Genomic DNA, 18,516 nt, shown 5'->3' with positions numbered 1-18,516 from the left:
ACGCTATTGAGCGGCGACCTTCAGCTTTGCCTGTTCCAGTGACCAGTATTCCATGTCAAACAGGTCCGCCTCGCCGATGGGCGTGAAGCGGCCGTAGGCTTCGGCGGCGTTGATGGCGCGGGTCGCCTGCTCGCAAAGGTCGCCGCCGATCCCGGCTGCCTTCGCACTGGCACCGAGGGCGTAGATGCCCTTGCCGCGGACCAGAACGAGGCGCGGATAGACGTCCAGCATCTGCTTCGGCTCGTTGGTGCGGGTGGCGTTGCGCGCGAAATAGGCGCGGTAGCGATCGGCATAGGCTGCAAGCGCTGCGTCGATCGCCGCCTCGTCCGCACTGGCCTCGATGATCATCGGCCAGGGCTTGATGCGGATGACGTGATCCGGCGTGACGGTGCCGCGCAGGCCGATCGCCTCGACGTTTTCCTTTCCGGCATGTTCGCGGATCGCGGCGGTGGAACGATAGTCGAGGAAGACGCCCCTGGCGAAAGGCGAGCCGTCGCGGGTGAGTGCGGCCTCAAGCCGCGCCGTCAGCGCCGCGTCCTCCTCGCCGTCGCTCGGCTGCGGGCCGGAAAGCGTGACGCCCTTACGCGCCAGCTCCTCTTCCGCCATGGTGACGAATTCGATCATCAGCTCGTAGGAGACACGGGCATCGTCGGCGAAGGTGAAGAGGCCGTGGTTCTCCAGCCAAAGGCCTTCGCAGCCCGGACGGTCGCGATAGATGCGGTCGGCGACGATGGAAAGGTCGAAGCCGGGCATGACATAGGGCACGTAGGCGAGGCGCTCGCCATAGACACGGCTGACCGTCTCGCGCATGTCGGGCTGGTCGGCGAGCGCCAGGATCGCTGTCGCATGCGTGTGGTCCACGAAGGCAAACGGCAGGAAGGCGTGCAGTAGGGCTTCGACGGAGGGGTTCGGCGCGTCCGCCTCGATGAGGCTGGCGCGCAGCAGGGCGACCATGTCGGGGTCGGAGAGCTTGGGGCCGTTGCGGGCTTCGAGCAGCGGGGCGAGACGGACTGCCGGCAGGCCCGGCGCCTCGATCGTGTCGAGGTCCCAGCCGCTGCCCTTGATATGCATGAGGGCTTCGCCGTCGGCCGAGGTCACCTTAACGGAGGTGTTGCCGCCGCCGTGCAGCACGAGGTCCGGATCGCCGCCGATGATGCGGGAGGTATAGATGCGAAGGCCGAGGGCTTCGCTCTGTCCGGCCCCGCGGGCGGCCTCCACGTAACGGGCTGCGTCCTCGTCGTTCCAGCGGCTTTTCATGCGGATTGTCCTGTCCTTGAAATGAGTGCGGCGGGCAGCCGGAGCCGCCCGCCGTCTATGCGTTATCAGAAGTCGAAGTTGGCGATGTTGTCCTTGGTGAAGACGGTGCGCTCCGGCAGCAGGATGATGCCGTTGCCGTCGGCTTCGTAGTCGTAGCCCTGTACCTTGTTGGCCGAGACCTCGACCGTGCCGACGCCGGGGATTTCCAGCTTGTCGCCGACCTTCATCGGGCCGTTCTTCAGGACGTGATCGGCGACGTAGACCGAGATCTTGCCCTGCTGCGTGACGTCCCACAGGCCGAAGCGCTGGATCGTGCCGCGTTCGATATAGGGGCGCATGACGTTCGGCGTGGAGAAGCCGACGATGGTGACGCCTTCGGCGCGCTTCAGGTTTTCCGCTGCCTGTGCTGCGGCCGGCAGGGCGTTGGCGTCGGGCGCGATGATCGCGTCGAGGTCCGGATAGGTCTGGAGGATGCTTTCAGCCGTCTGCAGCGACTTCTGCGCGTCGTTGTAGCCGTACTGGGTGGTGACGATCTCCCAGCCCGGATGCTCCTTGGCGATCTTCGCCTTGGCGGCTTCCGCCCAGGCGTTCTGGTCGGTCACGGTCGGGCTGGAATAGAAGAAGGCGACCTTGGCCTTTTCCTTCGTCACGCCTTCCGCCGCCATGTCGACCAGGAGGCCGCCGAGCTGCTCGGGCGTGCCCTGGTTGATGTAGTAGCTGCGGCAATCCGGGTTGACGTCGCTGTCCCAGGTCATGACGAGCACGCCGCGATCCATCGCGCGCTTCAGCGCCGGGCACAGGCCGTCCGGCGAGACGGAGGAGACGATGAGGGCGTTATAGCCCTGGTTGACGAAGTTGTTGATGAACTGCACCTGGCCGGAAACGCTGGGCTCCGTCGGGCCGTCATAGGTGACCTTGACGCCGAGCTCCTCGCCGGCCTTCGTCGCGCCGGCGCCGCCGGAGGTGAAGAAGCCGACGCCCACCAGCTTGGGGATGAAGGCGATCTGGTTTTCGGCATGGGCCGTGCCCGAGGCGAGCATGGTGCCGGCAAGAAGCGCCGCGGCGACGGCGCCGGATTTCATGATGTTCTTGATCATTCTCATTCTCCTCCTGAAGTGACTGCCGCCCGGGTCTGTCTTCTTTGCCGGGCGACGGCGATGAAATCGGCCAGCATTGCGCTTCCGTGGCGCAATGCGACCGCGATAACCAGCAACCCTCCCGAAAGTGCGCTGGAAATCTGGCTGGGGACGCCGGCCGCCTGCAGGCCCTGCTGCAGGTAGCCGATGACGAAGGTGGCGATCAGGGTGCCGAGGATGGAGCCCTGGCCGCCATAGATGGAGGCGCCGCCGAGCACGGCCGCGGTGACGGCCGGCAGCAGCGTCGCCGAGCCGAGGTCGACGCGCGCCGAGCCGAAATAGGCCGACATGACGAGCCCGGCGATGGCGGCCGAGACGCCGGTGATGACATAGGTGATCGTCTGCACGCGGCCGACCGCGATGCCGGCGAAGCGCGCCGCGCTTTCCGACTGGCCGGAGAGGAACACGGCGCGGCCGAAGCGGGTGAAATGCAGCAGCACGACCAGCACGAGGGCGAGCGCGAGGAACAGCGCGAGCGGGGCCGGCAGGCCGAGGACTTCCGCATAGCCGAAGGCGTTGAAGGCGTCCGGGAAATTGCCGATGCCCTCATAGCCGCCCGCGCCGACGAGGCCGGAGGCGACCGTCGCGGTGCCCTGGAAGAGATAGAGGCTGCCGAGCGTGACGACGAGCGGCTGGATCTTCGACAGGTGGATGACGGTGGCATTCAAAAGCCCGCAGAGCGCGCCGGAGACGAGCGCCAGCGTAATCGAAAGCGGCAGCGGCACACCGTAGAAGGTGGCGACGCCGAAGACGATGGCGGCAAGGCCGATCACCGAGGCGAAGGAGACGTCGATGCCGCCGGCGATGATGACGAGGGTCAGCGGAAGGGCGACGATGCCGATCTGCACGAAGTCCGAGGTGCCGTAGATCAGGTTCGCGACATTGAGGAAGCGCGGATTGACGATGCCGAAGATGGCAAGCTCGGCGACGAGCATGGCAAGGAGGGCGGTCTCCCAGCGGAAGATGAGCTTCTTCATCGGCCGGCCTCCACGGTGCGCGCCGTCGTCGTTTCAGCGGATTGGGTGGGGCCGCGCTCGTGCACGGCATAGCGGCGGGCGCGGATGCGACGGTCGATGATCTGGCGGATGCGCCCGTCGAGCAGCAGCACCGAGAGCAAGATCGCGCCGGCGATGAAGTCGTTCCAGTAGGCGGGGATCTTCAGGAAGACGAGCGCGCTGTCGATGGAGGTGATGAAGATGACGGCGGAAAAGATGCCCGCGACCGAGCCGGTGCCGCCGAGCAGGCTCACCCCGCCGAGCACATTGACGGCGATGGCCTTCAACTCTATGCCGTTGCCGGCCTGGTTGGGGATAAAGCCGATCTGCGCGGCGAAGACGAGGCCGGCGAGCGCGGCGCAGATACCGGTCGCGACGAAGGCGGTGAACTGCACGCGCTTCACCGGCACGCCGAGATGGTGCGCGGCGGCGCGGTTGTCGCCGACGGCGTAGAAATAGCGGCCGAAGCGCGTTTTGCGCAGCACGAGCCATGCAAGCACGACGAGAACGAGCACGACGACGGTGAGCGCGGAGAAGCCGGGGCCGAGATTGCCGGCCAGCGCCTTGAGGTTCTGCGGCAGGTCCTCGATCCAGCGCCCGCCGGTCAAGACGAGCATGATGCCGCGATAAAGGCCGAGCGTGCCGAGCGTGGCGACGATGGAGGGAATGCCGAGATAGGCGACCATCAGCCCGTTGAAGGCGCCGGCGCCGGCGCCCGTCATCAGGCAGAAGGCGATGGCGAGCGGCAGGCCGAGGCCGGCATTGAGCGAGAGGCCGAGCACGGCGGCGCTGAGGCCGAGCACCGAGCCGCTGGAAACGTCGATGTTGCGTGTCAGGATGACGATCATCGTGCCGAGCGAGATCAGCATCAAGACGAGGCTGTTGGAGACGACGACCGAGGCCGTCGCGCCGGAGAGATAGCCGGGCGCGGCCGCGCCGATGGCGGCATAGGCGACGACCAGAACGGCGATGAGCGTTGCGACGCGGTTGCGCGCGAAAAGGTCAAGCATGGCGGGCCTCCGAGGCGCCGAAGGCAAGGCGGGCGATGGCGTCCACCGAGATGTCGTCCGTCAACTCCCCGCCGGACTGGCCGAAGGCCATGACCTCGACGCGGTCGGCGAGCTGTTCGATCTCGTCGAAATCCGAGGAGATGAGGACGATGGCGACGCCCTCGGCGGCGAGCTTGCGGATGAGGTCGTAGATGTCGTTGCGGGCCGCGACGTCGACGCCGCGCGTCGGCTCGTCGAGGATCAGCACCTTCGGCCGGGCCGACAGGCATTTGGCCAGCAGCACCTTCTGCTGGTTGCCGCCCGAAAGGCCGCGCGCCTCCTGGCCGGGACCGGTGCACTTGATGCCCATGCTGGAGCGGAACTCGTCGAAGGCCTTCCGTTCCGCGCCGGGGCGCAGGAAGAAGGGCAGGCGATGCACGAGATAGGACGAGACGTTCCAGAAGAGCGGCGCTTCGAGGAAGAGGCCGTGCTGCTGGCGGTCTTCCGGCAGGTAGACGAGGCCGCGGTCGATGCAGATGCGCGGCGAGCGCTTCTTCAGTTCCGCGCCGTCGAAGACGACGCTGCCTGCCGTCTGGGGGCGCAGGCCGAAGAGCGTTTCGGCGAATTCCGTGCGTCCCGCGCCGACGACGCCTGCAAGGCCGAGAATCTCGCCGGCCCGGACGTCGAGGCTGATATTGCGGAAACCCTCGCCGCTGAGGCCGCGCACGCTGAGGCGCGGCTGGCCGATCTGCGAGACCTTGCGGCCGGTGCGGTCTTTGCCCGAGGCCTCCGTGATCTGCACGCGGCTCATCGCGTCGATGATCTCGGCGTCGCTGTAGCTGTCGAGCGGGCCGGAGAGCACGATCACGCCGTCGCGCAGCACGCTGATCGTGCCGCAGATCTCGCGGATTTCGCGCAGCTTGTGCGAGATGAAGAAGATGCCGACGCCTTGCGCCTGCAATTTGCGCACGCGCTGGAAGAGCGCGCTTGTCTCGAAGGGAGTGAGTGCGGAGGTCGGCTCGTCGAGGATCAGCACGCGCGCATCGCGCACGAGGCCGCGCAGAATCTCGACGATCTGCCGCTCGGCGATTTCGAGGGCGGCGGCCTGGGCGTCGAGGTCGAGCGAGACGGAGAGCTCGGCGACGAGCTGCTCGACGCGCGGGCGCAGTGCCTTGGGCGAGGCGGCGAGGCCGAGGCAGATGTTTTCGAGGACGCTCTGGTTGGGCAGGATATGCGCTTCCTGCGGAACCAGATAGAGGCCGAGGTCCTGCGCATGGGCCGGTGAGGCATGGGCGAGCGGCCGGCCATTGATCTCGATCGCACCGGAATTGGCCGGGATGACGCCCGACATGATCTTCATGAGGCTCGATTTGCCGGCGCCGTTGCCGCCGAGAAGCGCGTGCACTTCCCCGGCCTGCAAGGCGAGCGAGACACCCTTCAGCACCGGAACGGCACCGTAGGACTTCCAGATGTCCGTCAGCGTCGCGACCCTCCCGGCCGCCGGGCTACCCGTCATTCTGCACCTGTTCATATGTAATCTATGTCAATCATGTGATCATAGTGATTGGTGGCCGTCAATATGCTCAAAGCGCCGGTCGGCATCGAGAAAGTGGAATATTGCGCTGCAAAATATGATTTATCCGCAAAAATCAACGGATTGCGGCCGTGAAGAATTTTTCGCCATGCAGATGCGTTGACGTATCAAAAGTTTTTTTGTTATTCAAATGATCAGAAATCGACCGAGGGAGCCGCTTGCATGGCGTCGGACAACGGGGAATGGAGCTACGCCGATACGGATGAGGAGATCCTCACCCGTATCGCCTGGTACTACTACAACGACGGGCTGACGCAGAACGAGATCGGCGAAAAGCTCAACATGTCGCGCATCAAGGTCTCGCGCCTGCTCGAAAGCGGCCGCCGCTCGGGCATCATCCAAGTGCGCATCAATTCGCGCTATCAGGGCTGCCTTGCGCTGGAGCGGCAGATCAAGGAGCGCTACGGGCTGCTCGAGGCCTATGTCGTGCCGCAGCTTCCCGATCAGGACCCGAGCGACCGGCTGGGGCAGGCCGCCGCGCAGTTCCTCATGCAGCGCTTGCAGACGGATGACCTCCTGGCGGTCGGCTGGGGCGCTACCGTATCCAACACCATCCAGCGGCTCGGCCATCTCGCCAACGAGCGCAACATCGGCCTCGTCAGCCTTACCGGCGGCGTCGGTACCTATGTCGACGGCATGCGCACGGCCAATTGGGGCAGCGGCGTGCATCTGGTGCCCGCGCCGCTCGTCGTGCGCGACCCGGACGTGGCGCGCAATCTCTCCTCGGAGCCTGCCGTCGCGAACCTGCTCGACATGGCGCTCAACGCCACCTACCAGCTCGTCGGCATCGGCGAGCTTTCCGCCGCCTCCACCGTCGTGCGCTCGGGCTATGTCAGCCCCGACGAGGTGGAGCCGCTGCGCCGCAAGGGGGCGGTCGGCGATATCCTCTGCCAGTTCTACAACGAGCGCGGCGAACCGCTCGACCTGCCGCTGCACGACCGGGTGATCGGCGTGAAGCTCGCGGCGCTGTCGCGCGCCGAAAAGGTCGTGGCGGCGGCGGGCGGCATTCACAAGGTCGGGGCCATCCACGCGGCGCTGCGCGGAAAATTCGTCGGCATCCTCATCACCGACGAAACGACGGCCGCCGGCCTCATCGAGATCAAGGACTGACCCCATGACGACTTCATACCTGCTGGCCGTCGACGCCGGCACCGGCAGCGGCCGCGCCGTCATCTTCGACGAGAACGGCAACCAGATCGCCAGCGCCCAGCACGAATGGTGGCACAAGGCCGATCCGCGCTTTCCCGGCTCCATGGATTTCGACGTGGAAGGCAACTGGTCGCTGCTGTCGCGCGCCATCCGGCAGGCGATATCCGAGGCCGGCATCGCGGCCGCCGATATCCGCGCCGTCAGCGCCACTAGCATGCGCGAGGCCATCGTCGCCTATGACCGCAGCGGACGGGAGATCTGGGCCTGCGCCAATGTCGACAGCCGCGCCGTCAGCGAAGTGCGCGACCTGAAACGCGAATTCCCCGGCCTCGAACGCGACCTCTATGCCGAGACCGGCCAGACCTTCGCGCTCGGCGCCCTGCCGCGCCTTCTCTGGCTGAAGCGCAACCTGCCGGACGTCTATGCCCGCATCGACCGGATCAGCATGCTCTCCGACTGGGTCCTGGCGCGCCTTTCCGGCGTCATTGCCAGCGATCCCTCCAATGCCGGCACCACCGGCCTCTACAGCCTGCTGAAACGCGACTGGCTGCCGGAGGCCATGGCGAAGGCCGGCATGCGCGGCGATATCTTCCCCGAAAGCGTCGAGCCGGGCACGGTCATCGGCCGCATCACCGAAAAGGCGGCGGACGAGACCGGCCTTGCCGCCGGCACGCCCGTCGTCATGGGCGGCGGCGATTGCCAGAGCGGCGCGGCGGCCATCGGGGTCGTCAACGAGGGCGACTGCGCGGTGCTCGGCGGCACCTTCTGGCAGCAGGTGGTCAATGTCGGCCCCGCCGTCTCCGACCCGTCGATGGACTTGCGCATCAACCCGCATGTCGTGAGCGGCCTCAACCAGGCCGAGGCGATCAGCTTCTTCGTCGGCATCGTCATGCGCTGGTTCCGCGACAGTTTTGGCGCGGAGGAAGTGGCCGCGGCCGGGCCGGGCGGCGATGCCTACCGGCTGCTGGAGGAGAAGGCGGCGGGCGTGCCCGTCGGCGCCTATGGCATCATCCCGGTCTTCTCCGACGTCATGCATTACGGCAACTGGTATCATGCGGCCCCGTCGCTGCTGAATCTGTCCATCGACCCGGAAAAGTCCGGTAAGGCCGCGATCTTCCGCGCCTTGCAGGAAAACGCCGCCATCGTCGCGGCCCGCAACCTTTCGGCCATCTTCAAGCTCTCCGGCAAGACGCCGGACAAGATCGTCTTCGCCGCCGGCGCGTCGAAATCCGCCCACTGGTCGCAGATCCTTTCCGATGCGACGGGCCTTCCGGTCGTCACTCCCGTCGTCAAGGAGGCGACGGCGCTCGGCTGCGCGGCCGCCGCGGCCATCGGCATCGGCCTTCGCCGCGATTTCGTCGAGGCGGCCGAGGGCTGGGTGCGCTGGGACAGGCGCTTCGAACCGAACTTCGATCACAAGACCGTCTACGACGAGGCCGGCGAGCGCTGGGCGCGGGCCTATGCGCTGCAACGCCAGCTCGTCGACGAGGGCGTCACCACGGCCATGTGGAAAGCGCCGGGCCTTTGACCTTTCATCATTGATACAACGCAACAAGGATTACGACATGCTCATCCAGATGGTCAGCATCAATGTCAAACCGGGCCACGCCGATGAATTTCTGGAGGCCTTCCGCATCAATTACGAGGGCACACGGCTCGAGCCGGGCAACCTGCGCTTCGATGTGCTGCGCAATCCCGAGGACGAGCACAGCTTCGTCATCTACGAGGTGTTCAGGTCGCCCGAAGCGCTCGACGAGCATCGCAAGACGCCGCACTATCAGGAATGCGTACGCCGGATCGACCCCATTCTGGCCGGTCCGCGGACGAAGACCTTCTACAAGGTCGAGATGGCGGACTTCCTGGCCGCATGATGCCGGTCTAACTCTCGACACGCCCGATCTGGTTTCGGCGCCCCACAGAGTCTTGAGCTACGACCGCTTTGCCAGTTGGTGTTCGCGCCAGATGGTGAAGAGGCCGGCGCCGACGACGATGAGGGCGCCGATGACCATGTTCAGCGTGACGTTCTCGCCGAAGAGGCTGACGGCGACGATGACGTTGAGAACGAGCTGGAAATAGGTCACCGGCTGGACTTCGGCGGCCGGCAGGAGCCCGTAGGCGCGGATGAGGAAATAGTGGCTGAGGGTGCCGCAGACGCAGAGCGCGGCGAGGGCGAACCAGTCGGAAGGCTTTACCGTGCTCCAGTAGAACGGCCCGATCAGCGAGATCGCCACGGCGCCGGCGACGCCGGCATAGAAGAGGCTCGTCACCGCCGTATCCTCGCGGCTCACCGCGCGCGTCGCGATGCTGTAGAGCGCGAACAGCACCGATGCGGCCAGCGGCAGGAGCAGCGACATGTCGAAATGGATGTCGACGGGATTGATGATCACCAGCACCCCGAGAAGGCCGATCAGCACCGCCGTACCGCGGCGCCAGCCGACGGCTTCCCCGAGAAGGGGGATGGACAGGACGGTGATGATGAGCGGCGTCGCCTGGAAGATCGACTGGCTCATGGCCAGCCCGGCATGCACATAGGAAAAGACGATGATGACGATCTCCGCGACGAGCAGGAGCCCGCGGACGATCTGCAGCCAGGGCCGCCGCGTGCGGATGGCCGCCCTTACGCCGCCCGGCGAGGTGGCGGCAAAGCCGAACACGAAGAGCGCGAACGCCCAGAACCGTATCATGGTGATGAAGAGCGCCGGATAGCGATCGCCAAGATACTTGGTGATCGCATCCTGGCCGGCAAAGATGCAGATCGCCAGGAAGGCAAAAAGATAGCCGCGGGTCTTGGGGCTCATGGGACAATCTACTGAAGAATCGTTTCCTCCAGATAGCACAGGCCTTTCGCCGGGGCGCGGACAAACATGCCCGCCCGCGGTTCTATTTCACATTGCGGCGCCGCCGTGTGGCTGATCGCCCGCGGCGGCGTCGAGGACGAGCGGTCCTTCCGCCTCCAGCCGGACGCGGCCCCTGCCGACGCGAACGAGGCGGACGGGCGCCTGCTTTTCCTCGAGCCGGCGCCTGAGCAGGAGGAGGCGGGTTTCGAGATTGTCCTTGATTTCCGGCATACGGGCGCCGGCGGCGAGCCGCATTTCCCGGTTCGTGAATTCGCTGCGCCCCTCGTTCAGGTGCCATTCCAGCATGAGGCGCAGCAGCATGCCGGCAACGCCCTTCACGATATAGGTGCCGTCGATGAAGACGCTATCGTCGAAACGGTGATGGGCGACGCGAATTTCCCGGCCGGCCACCGGTCGGGGCAGGGGGAGCACTTGCCCCGGTTCGGTAGCGGCCGCTTCCCGCTCGCTGGCCCTCAGAGCGCTCGCTGCCTGTCCCGCCAGGATTTCGAGAGCCGCCTCGTCTTCCTCGCGGAAGGCCAGCCGTTGCTCGCTTTCGACGAAAAGCACGCCCGTCACGGCGCCGCGGGCAAGCATCGGAACGGCGATCTGGCTCATGACGGTCGGCAGGTGCGGGAAGGCGATGCTGCGTGTCGCCTCTTCCTCTTTCTCCGCGTCGAGGCCGATGGCTTCGCCGAACCGGCGCACACGGCTCATGTCGCTGACCTTGACCGTCTGGCCGCTCGTCGCCGCGGCACCGATCATGCCTTCGCTGCCGGCGATCTCCGAGCCGAGCCCCGAGCGCGGATAGCCGATGCTGCCGGTGGTGATCAGGCAGCCGCGGTGGCCGTCGTGGATCAGCACGAGCGCATTGCCGTATCCGAGAACGCGTTCGACGCCGCACAGCAGGCTGTCGATGATCTCGTCCGCCTCGGCCTGTCGCTCGATGGCCTTGATCGCCGCCGAAAGGGCGGGAAGGCTCACGGGAGGCCGGCCTCCCATCGCCGGCATGGTCTCCACCGGCGATGGGACCTTCTCGATGCCGTGCACGCGAAAGATATCGGCGCTTTTCAGCCGCATGACGTCCGACATGCCGACCTGCGCGCTGCTTGCTTTCAACTGGCGGGCGATCTTGTCGAAGAGCGGTCCGGCATCGACGGAGCGCACGAAGCCGATGTCGAGCAGGAACTGGTCGCCGGTGAAGCCGTCGACGAGGATCAGCGTGACCTTGGGATTGGCGCGCACATTCGCCGCCGTCTTGGCGAAGAACTGATTGGAGAGCGCGACGTGCTCCTCATCCATCCGCACCACATGGGAAAGATAGGAAATGTTCGGCATGCCATCGGCCGAGGCGGTGGCGATGATGGAGGGGATGACACCCTCGAAGCAGGCGGAAAGGTCGGAAAGACGCAAGCTCATCAGGACCTCGCGCCTGCCAGCATGCCGGCGAGGGGGCCGGGGGTCTGTACATAGATTTCGCTGATCGCAAGCCGGGCGACCCGCGCCTCCCGCGCGGTCAGCCATGGCGCGATGAGATGGCCGGAGACGCCGAGCGACTCGAGTTCGTTCGTCGCCGCCACGATGAACCGGCCGGCATGTTCGAGGTCACGTGGCTCTGTGTTCCGCATCGTGGCAGAGCCCTTGAGCTGGAAGCTGACATAGTCCGATGGGCTGACGAAGGTGGCGGCAAGCCGCTCCGTCTGCTGGATGCAGGTTTCGAGCCGCGGCCATTGCCAGGCGGAAAACATGACGTCGATCGTCTCGCGGTCTTCGAGGAGCCGGAAACCGATGCCGCGCCCGGCCGATGGCCGGCGCGCCGCGTCGGCTGCCGCGACGATGCACATCAGTGGCCGATTGAAAAAGTCGATAAGCCTGTCGTCGAGCCGCACTGCCGTCCCCTGCTGCGTGTCCCCGCCATTCTTAGCAAACTTTTAGGATATTAGGCACGGCTTGCACATTCATTTAGGAACGCCGTTTTCCAGGCCGCGCTATAGGGAAAGCGTACCGGCTGGACGGCCTGGATAACCATCATCTGCCCGTCATCGGCGGCTCGTGCCGCCTGCGAGAAAGACGTCGAACCACGCTCCGGACGCCGGAGCGGGGACGCGATTTCTGTATCCGGCCGCAAGAGAGGCTGCATCGGTGCGGCCCGAACCTGGAGAACGAGATGAAAAACTTCACCCACGCGGCGATATCGCCTTCTGGGCACGGGACGCCGGCCATGGCATTCGGCAGGCATGTCATCCGCATGATGGCGGCCAATACGGGCGGTTCGCTCGGCATGTTCGAGGCATTCGTGCCGGCCGGCGAAGGTCCGCCGCTGCATGCGCACGAGCGTGAAGACGAGTTCTTCCGCGTCCTTGCCGGCCGCTTCGGCTTCTGGTGCGCCGGCGACTATGTCGAATTGACGGAAGGCGGCTGCATCGCCCTGCCGCGCGGCGTGCCGCACCGCTTCTGCAATGTCGGGCAGACGGAGGGGCGTCTGATGGTCGTCGTCACGCCGGGCGGCTTCGAAAGCTTCTTTCCGATCGTCGAACTCTGCAAGCCCGGGACGCCCGAAGAGATCGCATCCCTTGCGAAGGATTTCGGCCTGACCTTCCCGCCTGACGACGACCGCAAGGTCGCCTGAACCCTCTCAAACCAACATCGGACCCCGGATAACGGTCCATCGAAAGGAGACCGAAGGATGACGCACGTGCCTTCGAACGAAAACGCAATGACCCTGACTGCCGCGCAGCTCGACGCCTATCTCGCCCGCATCGGAATGGAGCGGCCGGCCCGCCTCGATATCGCAAGCCTGTCGCAGCTGCACCGCGCCCATCTGATGACCTTCACCTGGGAGGCGCTGGACGCCTTCATGGGCTGGTCGTCCTCTGTCGCCCCGGCCGCGGCCTTCGCGAAGATGGTCGAGGGGCGACGCGGCGGGTGGTGCTACGAGATGAACGGCCTCTTCGGTGCGGCGCTCGCCGCCCTCGGTTTCCGCGTGACCCGTCTTTGCGGCGGCGTCGACCGGGAAAAGCTCGGCGATATCGCCATCGGCAACCACCTGACGCTGCGGGTCGATCTCGACCGTCCCTATCTCGCCGAGGTCGGCATCGCGGATGCCATCGTCGAGCCGGTTCCGCTTGCCGCCGGACCGATCAGCCAGCGCGGCTTCGACTTCTCGATCGTGCCGGCCGACGGCGGCTGGCTGCGCTTCAACAACCATGTGCGCGGCATCGCGAAGAGCTTCGACTTCCGGCCCGACCATAGCGACGAGGCCGCGATGGCCGCCACGCAGGGCTGGCTGATGCAGGATCCCGGCTCGCCGTTCACCAATGCGCTCGCGATCCTGCGACACACGGCGGACGGCTATGTCGCCCTGCAGAACGACTGTCTGCGTCGGGTGACGGCGGCAAGCCTCACCGAGCAGCGCATTACCAGCGCCGACCAGCTCGCCGATACGTTCGGGATCGTGTTCGATCTCGACGTTCCAAATCCGGCCTGTGTCTTCGAGCGCCTTCAGGCCATCGGCCGCGACAAGGCCGCCTGAACCCGCCTCGTATCACCCTGCAGCCAAGGAAACATCCATGCTTCGCATCACCGCATTCGCCTTCGCATTTGGCCTGAGCACCGCCGTATTTGCCGCCCCCACCGACCCGGCGCCGGGCGGGGCCTACAAGACCGACCCATCGCATTCGAGCTTCAACTGGTCGTTCAACCATTCCGGTCTGTCGCACTATACGGCGCGCTTCACCAGGGTCGATGCGCGCCTCGACTGGAAGCCGGAAAGGCCTGAGGCCTCGACGCTCTCGGTCACCATCGATCCCCTCTCGGTCCGCACCGACTATCCCTGGCCGGAGAAGGTGGACTTCGACAGGGAAATCGGCGGCGAGGAGACGTTCCTGGCGGACAAGCCCATCACCTTCGTCTCGAAAAGCGTTCATGTGACGGGCGAGAAGACGGGCACCGTCGAGGGTCTCTTGACCTTCCGGGGCGAGACGCATCCGGCGAAACTCGACGTCACCTTCAACGGCTCGATGGCCGAGCACCCGATGATGGGTGTGCCGAAGATCGGCTTCTCGGCGACCGGCAGCATCAAGCGCAGCGAATGGGGTCTGGACTTCGCCATTCCCGAACTCGGCGACGAGGTCACCTTCGCCATCGAGACGCAGATGGTTCCCGCCGACTACGCCTTCGAGTGAAGGACGAGCCGGCCACTTCAGGACTCGGACGACACCCTGACGGAAAGCGCATCGGCGGGTGCGCTCTTCCTCGTGCCGCCGAAGAGCCTGCGGACCGCGTCCTTGAGCCCCTCCATGTAGAGGTAGATCACCGGCGTTACGAAGAGCGTTAGGGTCTGCGAGACGATCAGGCCGCCGACCACGGCCACGCCGAGGGGCTGGCGGAGCTCGGAACTGGCGCCGCTGCCGAGCGCGATGGGCAGCGTGCCCATGATCGCCGCCAGCGTCGTCATCATGATCGGGCGGAAGCGCAGCAGGCAGGCCTTGTGGATGGCGTCGCGCGCGGCAAGGCCCTGCCGCTGCAGCGTCAGCGCGACGTCGATCATCATGATGGCGTTCTTCTTGACGATGCCGATGAGCATCAGGAGGCCGATCACCGCGATGACCGAGAGGTCGAAGCCCGAGACACCGATGGCGAGGAGCGCGCCCGATACGGCCGATGGCAGGCCCGAGAGGATGGTCAGCGGATGGATGAAGCTCTCGTAGAGGATGCCGAGCACGATGTAGATGGTCAGGACTGCCGCAAGGATCAGCAGCCCCTGGTTGGCGACGGAATCCTGGAAGGTCTTCGCCGTGCCGTAATATTGCGTGGAGACGTCCGCGGGCAGGCCGATATCGGCTTTCAAGCGGGCGATCTCGGCCATGCTGGCGTCGAGCGGCACCCCGGCGGGCAGGTTGTAGGAAAGGGTGACGGCCGGAAGCTGGCCGAGCTGGTTGACGGTGAGAAGACCCGCCGTCATCTCCATATGTGCGAAGGCGCCGATCGGCACGAGCTTGCCGCCGCCGGCGGGCACCTCCATCTGCTCCAGCCGCTCCGGCGACCAGTGGATGGCGGGATCGAGTTCCATGATCACGTCATAGCTGTCGGATGCCGAGAAGATTGTGCTGATCTGCTGGGAGCCGAAGCCGCCGTAAAGCGCGCTGCGCAAGGTGCCCGTGTCGACGCCGAGCGCGGCCGCCTTGTCCTTGTCGACAACGAGGCGTGCCTGCGGCGCACTGTTCTGCAGGTCGGAATTGACATCGAGGAAGAAAGCCGGCTCGGCGCGCATCGCGTCGACGAGCTTGCCCGACCACTCGTTCATCTTGTCCTGGTCGAGGCTCTGGACCACGAGCTGGTACTGGCTCGCCGAACCGCGCGCGCCGATGGAGAGGTTTTGCGCCGGCGACATGAAGGTCTGGACGCCGGCGATGGTGGAGAGCTGCCGGCGCAGGTCCCGCAGCACGGTTGCAAGCGCGGGGCGCTCGGTCTTCGGCTTGAGTTCCACGAAAAGTCGGCCGGAATTCAGCAGCGAGGATTGACCGGAGGCGCCGACCGAGCTTCCGACATTGGCGACATAGGGCGATTTGCGGAAGACGTCCTCGACCTTGGCCTGCAGGGCGGACATGGCGTCGAAGGAAATGTCGGGCCGTGCCTGCGTGGTGACCTGGAGCTGGCCGATATCCTCCTGCGGGAAGAACCCCTTCGGGATCGTCGAGACCTGATAGACCGTGACGGCGATCGTGGCGAAGAAGACGAGAAGGACCGCGAAGCGGAAGCGCAGGCAAAACGCAAGGCCCCGGTCGTAGCCGGAAAGGACCTTGGCGAAGCCTTTCTCCAGCCAGCCGCCGATGCCGCGCTCCTGCACGCCTTCGGTGGGCATCGCCCCCTTGGGGAGGCGGGCGGCGAGCATGGGCGTCAGGGTCAGCGAGACGAAGGCCGAGGCGAGGATCGCGACCGTGACCACTACCGCGAATTCGTTGAAGATCTTGCCGACGACGCCGCCCATCAGGAGGATCGGCAGGAAGACCGCGACGAGGGAGAGGGAGATCGCGATGATGGTGAAGCCGATCTCCGACGCCCCGTCGAGCGCCGCCTGGAAGGCGCCCTTGCCCTCTTCCTCCATGTGCCGGACGATATTCTCCAGCATCACGATGGCGTCGTCGACCACGAGGCCGACGGAAATGGTGAGCGCCATCAGCGATATGTTGTCGATGGAAAGGCCGAGCAGATACATCACCGCGAAGGTGGCGATGATGGAGACGGGAACGGCGACGGCCGGGATCAGCGTCGCCCGCAGGCGCCGGATGAACAGGAAGATCACCATCACGACGAGGCCGATCGTCAGCATCAGCGTGAACTGCACGTCGCTGACGGCCGCGCGGATGGAGCGGGAGCGGTCGTTCAGCGTCTCCAGGCTCGCGCCGGCGGGCAATTGCTGGCGAAAGGTCTCCAGCATGGTCTGCACGCGGTCCACCACGGCGACGGTGTTGGCATCCGGCTGGCGCTGCACGGCGAGGATGATGGCGCGCGAACCGTCGTACCAGCTCGCCACCTGCGTATTGGCGACGGAATCGACAACCTTCGTCACGTCGCCAAGCCGCACGGGGCCGCCCGCGCCGTTGCTGACGATGATCTTCGAGAAGGCGGCCGCATTCTCGAGACCGCCGTCGGTGACGATGGTCAGTTGCCGCCCCTCGGACCGGAGCGTGCCGAGGGGCGTGTCGCTGTTGGCGTCGGTGATCGCCTGCTGAAGCGCGGGAACCGAGATGCCGCGGGCGGCGAGCGCATCCGGGTCGATCTGGATGCGCACCGCATATTGCTGGCTGCCGAGAACCGAGACCTGCGCCACGCCGTCAAGCGTCGACAGCGTCGGGGAGATGACGTCCTCGGCGAAGGCGTCGAGGCGCGTCAGCGGAACGGTGTCGCTTCTGAGGGCCAGCAGCAGGATCGGCGCATCGGCGGGATTGACCTTGCGGTAGCTCGGCGGATTGGTCATTTCCGGCGGAAGCTGGCGCTGCGTGCGGGTGATCGCAGCCTGCACGTCGGCGGCCGCGGCGTCTATGTCGCGGTTCAGCTCGAACTGGATGGCGATTGAGGTGCTGCCGAGCGCATTCGTGGTGGAGATGCTGTCGATGCCGGCGATGGTCGAGAACTGCTTGATGAGGGGCGTGGCCACCGACTGCGCCATTGTCTCGGCCGAGGCGCCGGGCAGCGAGGCCGAGACGTTGATGACCGGGAAATCGGCGCGCGGCAGCGCTGCGACGGGAAGGTTCACATAGGCGAAGAGGCCCGCGACGACCATGGCGATCGACAGGAGCAGCGTGGCGACGGGGCGGCGGATGCAGAATTGCGAGAGCGACATGGCCCGTCCATCCTCATGAATCGGCCGATGGCGCGTCGGCCGTCGTGACCGCCTGGCCGGGGCGCAGGTTCAACTGGCCCTCGACGACCACCTTTTCCCCCGCGGCAAGCCCCTTGTCGACGGCGGCGGACACGTCGTCGGAGGCGGCGACCGTCACAGGCCGGCGCTCGATCGTGTCGTCCGGCTTGACGACGAAGACGAAGGCGGAATCCTGCCCGGGCTGGATGGCGACGGCCGGCACGGTGATCGCCGAGGCCAGCACGCTCTTCTCGACGACGACGGTCACCGACTGGCCGGGCCACAGGGCCTGGCTGCCGTTTTCGAAGGTCGCGTGCATGGCAATGGTGCCGGACGTGTTGTCGACGGCGGAATCGATGAAATCGAGAGGCCCCTTGGCCAGCGTCTCCCCGCTGTCCGGGCGCAGCACCGTGACCGTCGGCGGCCGGCCGGCGTCGAGCGCCGCCTTGATGGCGGGGAGCTCCCGCTCGGGCAGGCGGAAGGAGACCTCCACGGGGTCGATGGCGGTGAGGGTCGCAAGGCTGGTGGTCGCGCCTGTGCCGCCCACCATGTCGCCTACGCTGACGCCGACCGTGCCGAGCCTGCCGTCGAAGGGCGCGGTGATGCGGGTATAGCTTATCTGGACATTATCGGCATCGATCGTCGCCCTGTCGGCGCCGATGGTCGCCTGCGCGGCCTTGGCGGCGGCCTGCGCGGTTTCCAGCGTCTGTTGCGAGATGCTGGAGCCGAGGAGGGATTTTGCCCGGTCAAGCTCGGCCATGGCGCTGGCAAGCCCCGCCTCGTCCTTGGCGAGGGTCGCCTGATCGCGCGCCAGTTGCGCCTGCAGCGCACGGTCGTCCAGCACGAAGAGGAGGTCGCCGGCCTTGACGATCTGACCGTCCTTCACATGGATTTCGGTGATCTGGCTGGAGACGCGGGCGCTGATCGCCGTGGTGGCCGGCGCCTGCACCGTGGCGAAGGTCTGCACCTTCAAGGGGAAATCCCGGGCGACGGCGGCCGCGACGACGACCGCGGGCTTGCCGATGTTGCGACGGACAGCGGAGGCGGGGGCGGCGTTCTCGGCATGCGTGGCGCCCGAGAGCGAGCCGCTGCTCCAGTTCGCCCCCAGAAAGACGCCGGCCGCCATGCACAGCACGCCCGCAACGACCGCCTTTGCCCATCGCGCCATGACCCGTGCTCCTTGCCGGCCTTGCCGGGCA

The 18,516-nt window shown here is 66.2% G+C and carries 16 protein-coding genes; 6 read left to right on the top strand and 10 right to left on the bottom strand.

From position 1 onward, the window contains the following. Positions 1-3: 3 nt before the first annotated feature. The 5 genes from ACZ48C_RS20175 to lsrA form a co-directional block, all read right to left on the bottom strand. The gene (locus ACZ48C_RS20175) at positions 4-1,257 is read right to left on the bottom strand and encodes a class II aldolase/adducin family protein (protein WP_464783831.1); all 1,254 of its coding nucleotides are present in this window, start codon (positions 1,255-1,257) and stop codon (positions 4-6) included. 65 nt (positions 1,258-1,322) lie between these two features. Then, the gene (gene lsrB, locus ACZ48C_RS20170) at positions 1,323-2,297 is read right to left on the bottom strand and encodes an autoinducer 2 ABC transporter substrate-binding protein LsrB (RefSeq protein WP_464783964.1); all 975 of its coding nucleotides are present in this window, start codon (positions 2,295-2,297) and stop codon (positions 1,323-1,325) included. 59 nt (positions 2,298-2,356) lie between these two features. Continuing rightward, on the bottom strand, positions 2,357-3,370 hold the full coding sequence (locus tag ACZ48C_RS20165) for an ABC transporter permease subunit (protein WP_464783830.1): 1,014 nt from the start codon (positions 3,368-3,370) through the stop codon (positions 2,357-2,359). Continuing rightward, positions 3,367-4,398 carry an ABC transporter permease subunit gene (locus ACZ48C_RS20160; RefSeq protein ID WP_464783829.1) on the bottom strand — a complete coding sequence of 344 codons (1,032 nt, stop codon included), beginning with the start codon at positions 4,396-4,398 and terminating at the stop codon, positions 3,367-3,369. Before ACZ48C_RS20160 ends, ACZ48C_RS20165 begins: the two co-directional genes overlap by 4 nt. After that, the gene (gene lsrA / locus ACZ48C_RS20155; RefSeq protein ID WP_464783828.1) at positions 4,391-5,893 is read right to left on the bottom strand and encodes an autoinducer 2 ABC transporter ATP-binding protein LsrA; all 1,503 of its coding nucleotides are present in this window, start codon (positions 5,891-5,893) and stop codon (positions 4,391-4,393) included. The genes ACZ48C_RS20160 and lsrA overlap by 8 nt, the downstream gene beginning before the upstream one ends. Before the next feature lie 240 nt (positions 5,894-6,133). Between lsrA and ACZ48C_RS20150 the strand changes: the two genes are divergently transcribed. The 3 genes from ACZ48C_RS20150 to ACZ48C_RS20140 are packed head-to-tail and all read left to right on the top strand — an operon-like array spanning position 6,134 to position 8,991. Next, a complete protein-coding gene (locus ACZ48C_RS20150; protein WP_306031906.1) occupies positions 6,134-7,081 on the top strand; it encodes a sugar-binding transcriptional regulator in 948 nt (315 codons plus the stop codon). 4 nt (positions 7,082-7,085) lie between these two features. Continuing rightward, positions 7,086-8,648: an autoinducer-2 kinase gene (lsrK, locus tag ACZ48C_RS20145; protein ID WP_464783827.1), complete on the top strand. Its 1,563-nt coding sequence runs from the start codon at positions 7,086-7,088 to the stop codon at positions 8,646-8,648. A 37-nt stretch (positions 8,649-8,685) separates the two neighbouring features. Then, positions 8,686-8,991 (top strand): antibiotic biosynthesis monooxygenase, encoded by a 306-nt coding sequence (locus tag ACZ48C_RS20140; protein ID WP_313194238.1) that lies wholly within the window; start codon positions 8,686-8,688, stop codon positions 8,989-8,991. Between the two features lie 57 nt (positions 8,992-9,048). Here ACZ48C_RS20140 and ACZ48C_RS20135 read toward each other — a convergent pair whose 3' ends face one another. The 3 genes from ACZ48C_RS20135 to ACZ48C_RS20125 all read right to left on the bottom strand — a co-directional run bounded on the left by ACZ48C_RS20135 (position 9,049) and on the right by ACZ48C_RS20125 (position 11,843). Further along, positions 9,049-9,918: a DMT family transporter gene (locus ACZ48C_RS20135; protein ID WP_119255613.1), complete on the bottom strand. Its 870-nt coding sequence runs from the start codon at positions 9,916-9,918 to the stop codon at positions 9,049-9,051. An 87-nt stretch (positions 9,919-10,005) separates the two neighbouring features. Beyond that, positions 10,006-11,373: a pyridoxamine 5'-phosphate oxidase family protein gene (locus tag ACZ48C_RS20130; protein ID WP_464783826.1), complete on the bottom strand. Its 1,368-nt coding sequence runs from the start codon at positions 11,371-11,373 to the stop codon at positions 10,006-10,008. Further along, positions 11,373-11,843 carry a pyridoxamine 5'-phosphate oxidase family protein gene (locus tag ACZ48C_RS20125; protein WP_454631505.1) on the bottom strand — a complete coding sequence of 157 codons (471 nt, stop codon included), beginning with the start codon at positions 11,841-11,843 and terminating at the stop codon, positions 11,373-11,375. The genes ACZ48C_RS20130 and ACZ48C_RS20125 overlap by 1 nt, the downstream gene beginning before the upstream one ends. A 278-nt stretch (positions 11,844-12,121) precedes the next feature. On the opposite strand from ACZ48C_RS20125, the gene ACZ48C_RS20120 reads away from it, so the two are divergent. The 3 genes from ACZ48C_RS20120 to ACZ48C_RS20110 are packed head-to-tail and all read left to right on the top strand — an operon-like array spanning position 12,122 to position 14,138. Continuing rightward, the gene (locus ACZ48C_RS20120; RefSeq protein ID WP_318912646.1) at positions 12,122-12,583 is read left to right on the top strand and encodes a cupin domain-containing protein; all 462 of its coding nucleotides are present in this window, start codon (positions 12,122-12,124) and stop codon (positions 12,581-12,583) included. A gap of 57 nt (positions 12,584-12,640) precedes the next feature. Further along, entirely contained in the window at positions 12,641-13,486 is an 846-nt protein-coding gene (locus tag ACZ48C_RS20115; RefSeq protein WP_464783825.1) for an arylamine N-acetyltransferase family protein, read from the top strand. A 37-nt stretch (positions 13,487-13,523) separates the two neighbouring features. Continuing rightward, complete coding sequence (locus ACZ48C_RS20110; RefSeq protein ID WP_424548164.1) at positions 13,524-14,138, top strand: YceI family protein; 615 nt, start codon at positions 13,524-13,526, stop codon at positions 14,136-14,138. A 17-nt stretch (positions 14,139-14,155) separates the two neighbouring features. Here the strand turns inward: ACZ48C_RS20110 and ACZ48C_RS20105 are convergent, their stop codons facing one another. Both ACZ48C_RS20105 and ACZ48C_RS20100 read right to left on the bottom strand, forming a co-directional pair. Continuing rightward, on the bottom strand, positions 14,156-17,299 hold the full coding sequence (locus ACZ48C_RS20105; protein WP_464783824.1) for an efflux RND transporter permease subunit: 3,144 nt from the start codon (positions 17,297-17,299) through the stop codon (positions 14,156-14,158). Between the two features lie 13 nt (positions 17,300-17,312). Then, positions 17,313-18,485, bottom strand: coding sequence for an efflux RND transporter periplasmic adaptor subunit (locus tag ACZ48C_RS20100; RefSeq protein WP_464783823.1), 1,173 nt, complete (start codon positions 18,483-18,485; stop codon positions 17,313-17,315). Between the last annotated feature and the right edge of the window lie 31 nt (positions 18,486-18,516).

The organism is Shinella sp. 1A1, assembly GCF_055379515.1.
This window is presented reverse-complemented; position numbering and strand designations above follow the sequence as displayed.

Coding starts and splice junctions, on each gene's coding strand:
- lsrA (WP_464783828.1), bottom strand. CDS start 5,893: ATGACGGGTAGCCCGGCGGCCGGGAGGGTCGCGACGCTGACGGACATC.
- ACZ48C_RS20115 (WP_464783825.1), top strand. CDS start 12,641: ATGACGCACGTGCCTTCGAACGAAAACGCAATGACCCTGACTGCCGCG.
- ACZ48C_RS20110 (WP_424548164.1), top strand. CDS start 13,524: ATGCTTCGCATCACCGCATTCGCCTTCGCATTTGGCCTGAGCACCGCC.
- ACZ48C_RS20105 (WP_464783824.1), bottom strand. CDS start 17,299: ATGTCGCTCTCGCAATTCTGCATCCGCCGCCCCGTCGCCACGCTGCTC.
- ACZ48C_RS20150 (WP_306031906.1), top strand. CDS start 6,134: ATGGCGTCGGACAACGGGGAATGGAGCTACGCCGATACGGATGAGGAG.
- ACZ48C_RS20130 (WP_464783826.1), bottom strand. CDS start 11,373: ATGAGCTTGCGTCTTTCCGACCTTTCCGCCTGCTTCGAGGGTGTCATC.
- lsrK (WP_464783827.1), top strand. CDS start 7,086: ATGACGACTTCATACCTGCTGGCCGTCGACGCCGGCACCGGCAGCGGC.
- ACZ48C_RS20100 (WP_464783823.1), bottom strand. CDS start 18,485: ATGGCGCGATGGGCAAAGGCGGTCGTTGCGGGCGTGCTGTGCATGGCG.
- lsrB (WP_464783964.1), bottom strand. CDS start 2,297: ATGCTCGCCTCGGGCACGGCCCATGCCGAAAACCAGATCGCCTTCATC.
- ACZ48C_RS20165 (WP_464783830.1), bottom strand. CDS start 3,370: ATGAAGAAGCTCATCTTCCGCTGGGAGACCGCCCTCCTTGCCATGCTC.
- ACZ48C_RS20175 (WP_464783831.1), bottom strand. CDS start 1,257: ATGAAAAGCCGCTGGAACGACGAGGACGCAGCCCGTTACGTGGAGGCC.
- ACZ48C_RS20120 (WP_318912646.1), top strand. CDS start 12,122: ATGAAAAACTTCACCCACGCGGCGATATCGCCTTCTGGGCACGGGACG.
- ACZ48C_RS20160 (WP_464783829.1), bottom strand. CDS start 4,398: ATGCTTGACCTTTTCGCGCGCAACCGCGTCGCAACGCTCATCGCCGTT.
- ACZ48C_RS20140 (WP_313194238.1), top strand. CDS start 8,686: ATGCTCATCCAGATGGTCAGCATCAATGTCAAACCGGGCCACGCCGAT.
- ACZ48C_RS20135 (WP_119255613.1), bottom strand. CDS start 9,918: ATGAGCCCCAAGACCCGCGGCTATCTTTTTGCCTTCCTGGCGATCTGC.